This window comes from Collinsella sp. TM09-10AT, assembly GCF_003436275.1.
Taxonomy (GTDB): domain Bacteria; phylum Actinomycetota; class Coriobacteriia; order Coriobacteriales; family Coriobacteriaceae; genus Collinsella.
This window is the reverse complement of sequence record NZ_QSOP01000004.1, coordinates 132,951-142,130: the sequence shown is the minus strand read 5'-3', so window position 1 is coordinate 142,130 and position 9,180 is coordinate 132,951. Positions and strand designations below refer to the sequence as shown.

Genomic DNA, 9,180 nt, shown 5'->3' with positions numbered 1-9,180 from the left:
TTTTGCCTCTTGACAATGTCCTGCTCATATTAAAAGGAACGTCCCTAAGTGCCGGCCGCAGCTACAGTAGCCCAAAGTGCTTGGCGGCGTTGTAAATGCCGTCGTCGTCTACGGCGGTCGTCACGTAGGTCGCTGCGGCCTTCACGGTATCCTGCGCGTTGCCCATGGCCACACTTGTGCCCACGGCCGAGAACATCGACAGGTCGTTCTCGCCGTCGCCAAAGGCGATCGTCTCGCTCGCGTCGACACCCAGGCGCTCCAGCGTCGCTGCCACGCCCAGGTCCTTGCCGCCGTTAGCGGGAATAATGTCGCAGAACAGGTCGCACCAGCGCGTAGTGAGCGAATGCGACACCGCATCGGTCACGATATGCTCGTCGGCAGGATCCACAAAGGCGCAAAACTGGTAGACCGGCGCTTCAAAGGCGTGCTCAAACGGCTCCTCGTGGTAGACGATCCCCGCGTTGTTGCCGGCCGTCACCACGCGTTCGGACAGGCGGTTCACAAACGAGTTCTCGCCCTGCATGCACAGCGAGTCGTAGCGCCCCTCGGCCACCTGGTCCACAATCACCGCAACGTCGTCCGGATCGATCGGGCAGCTACGGTAAACGCCCTCGGCATCAAAACAGTGCTGGCCCGAAAGCGTAATGTACGCATCCCAACCAAGATCGAACAGCCAATCGGGCATCTGGTAGGTCGGGCGACCCGTGGCAATGACGCACGCAATCCCCTGCTCGTGAAAGCTGTCGAGCACCTGCTGCGCCGACGCCGGAATCCGGTGCGTCTCAAAGCTCAGCAGCGTGCCGTCGATATCAAAAAACGCGGCCTTGATCATCCTCGCCTACTCCTCGCCCTCGAGCTTTTCACTCGCCTCGAGCCACGCCATCTCCAGCTCGTCCATGGCGGCGTGGGCCTCGTCGATCTTTGCCTGCTGCTCGCCCAGCGCCGTGTAGTTGGTGGGATCGACCTGGGCCATGGCGGCCTCGGCCTCCTCCACGCGAGCGCGCTGCGTTTCCATCTTGCGCTCGAGCGAGCTCACCTCACGACGGAGCTTTTGGCGCTCGGCATTGGAAAGGCCGTTGGGCTGACCGCTCGACTTGGGCTTTTCGGCCGCAGCCGCCGCGGCACCGGTGTCGAACGTACCGGTCTTGGCGCTCGGTGCACCCACGGGCTCGCCCTCGGCGGTGGCGTTGCACAGGCGCAGGTACTGGTCGACGCCGCCGGGCATATGCGTCAGGTGGCCGTCGAGCAGCGCCCACTGCTGGTCGGTCACGCGCTCCATCAAAAAGCGGTCGTGCGTCACCAGAATCAGCGTGCCGGGCCAGCCGTCCAGCAAGTCCTCGACAATCGCCAGCATGTCGGTATCCAGGTCGTTGCCGGGCTCGTCCAGGATGAGCACGTTGGGCTCGTCCAGGATCGTCAGCAGCAGCGACAGGCGACGGCGCTGGCCGCCCGAAAGATCGCCGATGCGGCTCCAGAGCTGCTGCGTCGTAAAGCCCAGACGCTCGCAGAGCTTCTCGGGTGAAGTCTCCTTGCCGTCAATGACGTAGTACTTCTTATAGTGGCTGAGCACCTCGCGGATCGTGTCGCCCATGTAGGGTTCGAGCTCCTCGAGCTGCTGCGACAGCACGCCAAAGCGCACCGTCTGGCCGATCTTCACGCGGCCGCGCAGGGGCGCGATCTTGCCCTGGATCACGTCGAGCAAAGTCGACTTGCCGGCGCCGTTCTCGCCCAAAAGACCATAGCGGTCGCCCGCACCAATGAGCCAGGTCACGTCGTTGAGCACCTGCTTGGGCGCGCCATCGGTATCCGCATAGCCGGCGTCCACGTCGACCACATCGATAACCTGCTTGCCCAGGCGGCTCACGGCCAGGCGCTTGAGCTCCAGCTCGTCACGCACGGGCGGCACGTCGGCGATCAGCTCGCGAGCGGCATCCACGCGAAACTTGGGCTTGGTGGAGCGCGCCTGGGCACCGCGGCTCAGCCACGCGAGCTCCTTACGTGCCATGTTGCGACGGCGCTCCTCGGTAACCGCGGCCATGCGGTCGCGTTCCACGCGCTGCAGGATATATGCCGAATAGCCGCCCTCGAAGGGATCGACCTGGCCGTCGTGAACCTCCCACATGCTGGTGCAGACCTCGTCCAAGAACCAGCGATCGTGCGTGACCACGAGCATCGCGCCCTGACCGCGCTGCCAGCGGGCCTTTAAGTGACGCGCAAGCCAGTTGATGGTGCGCATGTCCAGATGGTTGGTGGGCTCATCGAGCACGAGCACGTCATAGTCGCCGATCAGCAGGCGCGCGAGGTCCACGCGGCGGCGCTGACCGCCCGAGAGCTCGCCTACCATGCCCTCCCAGGGCACATCGCTAATGAGGCCGGCGAGGATCTGGCGCGTACGGGGGCTCGACGCCCACTCGTACTCGGGGGCGTCACCCACAACGGCATGATGCACGGTATCGGTATCGACAAGCTGGTCCTTTTGGCCGAGTAGACCGATCGTGATGCCGCGGCGGTGCGTCACGCGTCCGTCATCGGGCTCCAGCGTGCCGGCGAGCACGCTCAGCAGCGTCGACTTGCCGTCGCCGTTTTTACCGACAATACCAATGCGGTCGCCCTCGCCCACGCCGAGCGTCACGCTATCGAAAATATGCTTGGTGGGAAACTCTAGGCTGACGGAATCGCATCCCAAAAGAATCGCCATATGCCCTGCTCCTTCGTAGAAATTCAACGTTCTCCATGATAGCGAAAACCACCACAAAGGGGACGGGCGCCTTCGTGGTGGTTTTGGGCAAGCGCACCAGCACACGACACAAAAAGGCGGGCCATCTCCCGCAAGAGATGACCCGCCTCTCCAATCAGTCCCGCGGCAACCGTGGCCGCCGCGGGCCTCAAGCATGTCCCGGACTAGGAGAACATGCCGGTGAGGTAATCATTCAGCCGCTTATCCTTGGGCCGTTGGAAAATCTCGTCGGTCTCGTCGTACTCGACCATATCGCCCATGTAGAAAAACGCCGTGCGGTTGGACACGCGCGACGCCTGCTCCATGTTGTGCGTCACGATGACGATGGCGCGGTCGGCCACGATCGACGACATGAGGTCCTCGATCGCCAGCGTCGAGATGGGGTCGAGCGCCGAGCAGGGCTCGTCAAACAGGATTACGTCGGGGTTGAGCGCCAGCGTGCGCGCAATGCACAGACGCTGCTGCTGACCGCCCGAAAGCGCGTAGGCGCTCTTGTCGAGCTTGTCTTTGACCTCGTCCCACAGCGCGGCACCGCGCAGACTTTCCTCGACCATGCGGTCGAGCTCGTCACGGTCGGTGATGCCGTGGCGCTTGGGCGCAAAGGTGATGTTGTCGCGAATGGACTTGCGGAAGGGATTTGGCTGCTGGAACACCATGCCGATGGAGCGACGCAGCTCGTACGTGTTCTCGGTCTTGGTGTTCACGTTGCGCCCGCGGTAGTTGATCTCGCCCTCCACGCGACAGCGGCGAATCTCGCGATTCATCAGGTTGAGGCTACGCAAGAAGGTCGACTTGCCGCAGCCCGAAGGCCCGATGAGCGCCGTGATCTCACCCTTGTGGAAGTCGAGCGACGTATTGTGCAGCGCATGGTGGTCGCCATAGTACACGTTGACGTCCTTGGCGGAGAGCACGACCTCGTCGCTCACGGCCTTGCCGCTCACGCGCACGCGCCTCTCGCTCTCCCCCACGCTCGACAGAAAGTCCTGGGGGGTGTCGGACGTGGCCGCCTCGGTTGCGGGCGTTGCATTCATATCGCTCATTCGGCCGTCATCTTCCTTGCCAGTTGCTTGCCCACGATACGGGCGACAACGTTAAACAGCAGCACGCAAATCATCAGCAGTGCCGCGGTGCCCCAGACGATCTGCTGGGCCTCGGGGCTGCCCTCGCCATAGATCTTGTAGATGTGCACGGCCAGCGACTCGCCGGGACGGAACACGTTCCAGGCGCAGGTGGGGCTCGACAGGTTAAAGCTCAAGAAGTTGAGGCGGACCGGCGAGCTCATGCCCGAGGTAAAGAGCAGCGCCGCGGCCTCGCCAAACACGCGGCCGGCCGAAAGCACGATGCCGGTCACGATGGCGGGCATGGCCTCGGGAATCAGGATGTGCAGTGTGGCCTCCCAGCGAGTGAGGCCCATGGCCAGGCACGCATCGCGCTGGGCCTGCGGCACGTCCTCGAGCGCCTGCTGAATCACGCGCACCAGGATGGGGATGTTGAACATGGTGAGCGCGACGGCGCCGGAGATGATGGAGTACTTCCAGCCCAGCTGCACCGAGAACACCAGAAAGCCGAACATGCCGACGACGATGGAGGGCAGTGAAGACAACGTCTCGATGGCGGTCGAGGCGATGTCGCGAATGGGACCGTCGGGCGCGTATTCAACTAGGAAGACCGCGCCGCCCAGGCTGATGGGCACCGAGATGATCAGGGTAATCAGCAGCAGATAGAACGAGTCGAACAGCTGGTAGAGCACGCCGCCCTGCGTTCCGTTGGCGCGTGCGGGCTGCGTGAGAAAGCCCGGCTGGAACAGCGTCGAGATACCCTCGAACAGGATGTAGGCCACCATGGAGACGACGATAAGCATGACGATGGCGACAATCGCCGTCAGCACGCCCGTGGCGATACGGTCTTGCCTTTGGACACGCCCGAGTCTCGCCTCGTCGATGTGGATGCGCGTGCTAGCCACGAGCCTTCGCCCCCTTGCAGCCGATAAGGTGGATGATCAGGATAAAGATGAGGCTCATGCCCATCAGCAGCAGACCGAGCGCCCACAGAACGTCGTCCTGGGCCGAGCCCTCGGCATAGACCGCCATGGACGTGGTGAGCGTGGTGGTAATGGTCGAGGCAGGCGACAGCAGCGACGTCGGCATGGCCTCGATGCCGCCGATAACCATGCGCACGGCGAGCGTCTCGCCAAAGGCGCGGGTCATACCAAGGATGACCGCGGTCATGAGCGACGGCATGGCGGACTTGAGCACCACGTGCCAGATGGTCTGCCAGCGGGTATAGCCCAGCGCGAGCGAGCCCTGACGGTAGCTATCGGGCACGGCGCGCAGGCCGTCGACCGAAAGCGTAGTCATCGTCGGCAGAATCATGACCGCCAGTACGATGGCGCCGGGCAAGATGCCCAGACCCGTGCTTACGTGGAAAACGCTCTTCATAAGACCGACGACCACGTGAAAGCCAATCAGGCCAAAGACGACCGAGGGAATGCCGGTCAAAAGCTCAATAAGCGGCTGAAAGACCTTGGAGCCAAACTTAGGCTGGATCTCGACCGCAAAGATGGCAGAGCCGATGGCGATGGGCAGCGCGATGAGCGTGGAGAACACCATGACCGCAAACGAGGTGACGATCAGGGGCAGGGCGCCGGTGTAGGGCAGGCCGTTTTCGGCTGTGTTGGCCAGGTCCCACTTGGTGCCGGTGAAGAACTCGACGACCGAGACGCCGTCCTTGAGAAAAGCCGAGAGGCCCTTTTGGGCGACCATAAAGATGAGCGCGGCAACGACAAGCGTCACGAGCGCTACGCACGCGCCCGTGACGCCCAGGCCCACGTTCTCAAGGTCGCGCTTTGGCAGCTGTTTTGCCATTGCAAACCTTTCCGGGGGCGATTGCTTATTTAGCAGAGACCTTGCCGCTGGCGTCCTTGACGACCTTCATGGCAGAGACGGGGATAAAGCCCTGCTCCTCGACGAGCTTACCCTGGACGTCGTCGGAGAGCATGAACTCCAGGAAGGCCTTGGTGGCCTCGTCGGCGTCCTTCGCGCAGTACATGTGCTCGGTAGCCCAGATCTTAAAGGAGTCGTCGGTGACATTTGCGCTCTTGGGCTCGACGCCCTCGACCTTAATGGCGTTGAACTTGGAGTCGTCGAAGTGCGAGAAGTCGAGGTAGGAGATGGCGTTGTCGGTGCTGCCCATCTGAGTCTGGACGTCGCCGGACTTGTCGAGCTCGGCGTCGCCCTTAAAGTCGACGGCCTCGTCACCAAAGACGGCGGCCTCGAAAGTGGCGCGGGTACCGGAGCCGGCCTTGCGGTTGAGGACGACGATGGTGGCGTCGTCGCCGCCGACCTCCTTCCAGTTGGTGATCTGGCCGGAGAAGATGCCCTTGAGCTGCTCGAGGGACAGGTCGTCGACCTTGACGTTCTTGGAGACGACGGGGCCCATGCCCACGACGGCGACCTCATGGTCGACGAGGTTCTTGACCTGGTCGGCCTCGAGCTTGGTCTCGGCGAAGACATCGGAGTTGCCGATGGTGACGGTGCCGGCGGCGACAGCGGTCAGGCCCTTGCCCGAACCGTTGCCCGAACCGGAGACGGAGACGTCGGGGTTGGCGTCCATGAACTTCTCGGCAGCGGCCTCGACGAGAGCCTGGAACGAAGAGGCGCCGTCGTAGGTCACCTCGCCGGAGACGGACTCGGCAGCAGCGGCGCTGCCCTCAGCAGCGGTGTTGGCGGCGTTGGAGCCGCCGCAACCAACGAGACCGAGACCGACGATGCTGGCAAGACCACCAGCGAGGCCGAGGAACTGACGACGAGAATAAGCCTGATCGAGCATGATCTTCCTTTCATACATGCGACTCGCGGGCACCCTGCCCGCTTTGCTGTTTGGAAAGATACGGTCTCGATCGGGCGACAACCGCCTTATCTGCGGTTTCTTACGGACATTTGATAGACCCTTACCGCAAGCTCTGCCCAGCCTTTACAAACGGATAACAATCCAGCGCCAAGCATGGCGCGCCTTTTACACCAATAAAAACAAAGTTGCGGTGAAATAGTTCCTGCTTGGCCATCAAATGGCCCATTCTAGGAACTATTCCACCGCAACTTAAAAAGCCCGGACGAAAGGGGTGCTAAGTTGTTAAAACGCCGCAGCCTTAAAGCTCAAGCTCGTTCAAACGTAAGATCGCCACGATATAAATCTTGAGCGCCTGCTTGAGCTGTTCCTCGTTGGCGCACTCGTTGGGGCCGTGCATCTGGCCGCCCCATGCGGGCAGTTCCAGGCCAGTCTCCTCGGGACCAAACGAGACGGCGCGGGCAAAATTGCGCGCGTACGTGCCGCCGCCCATGGCAAAGGGCTCTGCATGCTTGCCCGTAAACTCGTTGTAGGTATCGATGAGCGCCTTCACGGCCGGGTCGTCGGCAGAGACCGAGAACGGCACCTTTGTACGACCCACGCGGCACGTCACGCCAAAACGGCCCACGAGCGGATCGAGCTGCTCGCGGATGGTATCGGCACTCGTGCTGTCGGGGAAGCGCACGTCGATGACCTGCTCAATATGGCCATCCACCACACGGATGACGCCGGGATTGCAGGTGAGCGGGCCAAACGCGGGGCTCGTCGCATCGATGCCCAAGCCGCGGCCATAGGCGTCCGCATGCACAAAAGCCAAAAACTTGACAAACTCGTGCTCCGCAGGTGTCAACAGGCGCTCGTCACGGGCGCCAAACGCATCCTCGGCCTCGCGCAGATACGCCACGATCAGCCCGACGGCGTTGATCGTTCCCTCTGGCATCGAGGCATGACCGCCAATGCCGTGGGCGAAAATCTGCGCATGCCCGTTATCGAGCGCCGTGATCTCCAGGCGGTCGCCGTTCTCGACCGGCGCCGGCAGCTCATCGGCGGCAATCGCAAGCTCGCAGATAGACTGCGACGGAATGGCGTTGCTCGCCTCGGCACCGCTCCAGGACACAATGCGCCCGCCGTCGATCTTGGAGCTCACAAATGTCGCCCCAAACTGGCCCTTTTCGGCATTACAGACCGGGAACTCGGCATCGGGCGTAAACAGAAAGTCGGGGTTCGCGTGGTTCTCCAGATAATGGTGAACGTCGGACATGCCCACTTCCTCATCGCAGCCCAGCAGCGCGCGGAAGGTATAGCGCGGGGTAATGCCGTGCTTGATAAGATAAGCGCCGGCGTAGAGCGACAGCACTGCCGGGCCCTTGTCGTCAATCACGCCGCGACCGAGCAGCCAGCCCTCGCGGCGCTCCATGGCGAACGGGTCGGTGTTCCAGCCAGGGCCGGCGGGAACCACGTCCACGTGGCAGATAGTCGCGAGCTGCTTGTCGCCGCGGCCCGGGATATCGGCGATTCCCACATAGCCCTCGTCGTCGCTCGTCTGATAGCCGAGCTTCTGCGCAATGCCGAGCGCGCAATCGAGCGCATCACGGACCGGGCGGCCAAACGGCGCGCCGGGCTCCGCATCGGCAGAAACTGCCACGGACGGATAACTCACCAGCTGCTCGATATCGGCGACGACATCATCCCAGACCTCGTCGACATACTCGGCGACGCTCTGCTCCACCTGATTCATGGACGACCTCCTTAGCAATGAGCGACGGGCACGCCCGTCCCTCACATTACGTCATTAGATAGCGAAAAGTTTAGCAAGCTCTGCCACCGAGTGCACCACCGCATCGGCACCCGCTGCCTCGTGCTCGCCCGGCGCCGCCGCGCCCGAATAGATGCCGATGCACGGCACGCCCATCGCGTGCGCGCCCTCCACGTCGTTAAAGCGGTCGCCGATCATCACGGCCTCGTCGGCAGTCGCGCCAAGCGCCGCCAGGGCGTCGCGGACCGAATCGGCCTTGGTCTCGCGTCCCTGCGGCGGATTCATGCCAATCACCGCCTCAAACTGAGAGAGCCCGAGCTCATGCACCATGTCGATGCACTTGGCCTCCATGCGCGACGTCGCCACGGCCATACGTTTGCCTTGGGCGACCAACCCATCCAGCAGCTCGGGGACCCCATTGAACACGGGATACTCCTCCGGTCCCAGTTCATCAAAAAAGGCGCGGTACTCATCGGCCACCACAAGCGACTCCTCGCGGGAAAAGCCGTAAAAGTCGTGAAAGCTCTTCCACAGGGGCGGCCCGATCATGCGGCGCAGATCACCCATCTGCGTCTCCGAAAACCCGCGCGCAGCCAGCGTCTTGCGCGTCGAGGTCATCACTGCCCGACCCGTATCGGCCACCGTGCCGTCAAAATCGAACAGCACAACCGGCCGCTCGCAAAGTTGCAATGCCGCCATCGGCACCCTTCTTCCCCAGTTGATGATTTCCACACCACCGCTTCAAACTGTTGACTATTCAACAATTGAACCTAGCAATGTAGAGCAACTCCACTATACTTGTCGCACTTTGCTTTCAGAAGGCGGCGCTGCCGCGCCCCAA

General features: G+C 62.6%; 8 protein-coding genes. All 8 read right to left on the bottom strand.

Annotation, left to right across the window (positions count from 1 at the left end):
- Positions 1-61: 61 nt before the first annotated feature.
- A complete protein-coding gene (locus DXD77_RS03120) occupies positions 62-832 on the bottom strand; it encodes a Cof-type HAD-IIB family hydrolase (protein WP_117647704.1) in 771 nt (256 codons plus the stop codon).
- A 6-nt stretch (positions 833-838) separates the two neighbouring features.
- Positions 839-2,698, bottom strand: coding sequence for an ABC-F family ATP-binding cassette domain-containing protein (locus DXD77_RS03115; protein ID WP_117564460.1), 1,860 nt, complete (start codon positions 2,696-2,698; stop codon positions 839-841).
- A gap of 203 nt (positions 2,699-2,901) precedes the next feature.
- Positions 2,902-3,777, bottom strand: a complete 876-nt coding sequence (pstB, locus tag DXD77_RS03110) for a phosphate ABC transporter ATP-binding protein PstB (protein ID WP_117564461.1) — start codon at positions 3,775-3,777, stop codon at positions 2,902-2,904.
- The gene (gene pstA / locus DXD77_RS03105; protein WP_117564462.1) at positions 3,774-4,700 is read right to left on the bottom strand and encodes a phosphate ABC transporter permease PstA; all 927 of its coding nucleotides are present in this window, start codon (positions 4,698-4,700) and stop codon (positions 3,774-3,776) included. Before pstA ends, pstB begins: the two co-directional genes overlap by 4 nt.
- Positions 4,693-5,601 (bottom strand): phosphate ABC transporter permease subunit PstC, encoded by a 909-nt coding sequence (pstC, locus tag DXD77_RS03100; protein ID WP_117564463.1) that lies wholly within the window; start codon positions 5,599-5,601, stop codon positions 4,693-4,695. The genes pstA and pstC overlap by 8 nt, the downstream gene beginning before the upstream one ends.
- A 25-nt stretch (positions 5,602-5,626) precedes the next feature.
- Positions 5,627-6,583, bottom strand: coding sequence for a phosphate ABC transporter substrate-binding protein (locus DXD77_RS03095; protein ID WP_233506718.1), 957 nt, complete (start codon positions 6,581-6,583; stop codon positions 5,627-5,629).
- A gap of 301 nt (positions 6,584-6,884) precedes the next feature.
- Positions 6,885-8,321, bottom strand: coding sequence for a M20 family metallopeptidase (locus DXD77_RS03090; protein ID WP_117564465.1), 1,437 nt, complete (start codon positions 8,319-8,321; stop codon positions 6,885-6,887).
- A gap of 54 nt (positions 8,322-8,375) precedes the next feature.
- Positions 8,376-9,038, bottom strand: coding sequence for an HAD hydrolase-like protein (locus tag DXD77_RS03085; RefSeq protein WP_117564466.1), 663 nt, complete (start codon positions 9,036-9,038; stop codon positions 8,376-8,378).
- Positions 9,039-9,180 lie beyond the last annotated feature (142 nt).

Excerpts from the sequence above, each read along its gene's own strand:
- DXD77_RS03120 (WP_117647704.1), bottom strand. The coding sequence starts at position 832 with ATGATCAAGGCCGCGTTTTTTGATATCGACGGCACGCTGCTGAGCTTT.
- DXD77_RS03115 (WP_117564460.1), bottom strand. The coding sequence starts at position 2,698 with ATGGCGATTCTTTTGGGATGCGATTCCGTCAGCCTAGAGTTTCCCACC.
- pstB (WP_117564461.1), bottom strand. The coding sequence starts at position 3,777 with ATGAGCGATATGAATGCAACGCCCGCAACCGAGGCGGCCACGTCCGAC.
- pstC (WP_117564463.1), bottom strand. The coding sequence starts at position 5,601 with ATGGCAAAACAGCTGCCAAAGCGCGACCTTGAGAACGTGGGCCTGGGC.
- DXD77_RS03095 (WP_233506718.1), bottom strand. The coding sequence starts at position 6,583 with ATGTATGAAAGGAAGATCATGCTCGATCAGGCTTATTCTCGTCGTCAG.
- DXD77_RS03090 (WP_117564465.1), bottom strand. The coding sequence starts at position 8,321 with ATGAATCAGGTGGAGCAGAGCGTCGCCGAGTATGTCGACGAGGTCTGG.
- DXD77_RS03085 (WP_117564466.1), bottom strand. The coding sequence starts at position 9,038 with ATGGCGGCATTGCAACTTTGCGAGCGGCCGGTTGTGCTGTTCGATTTT.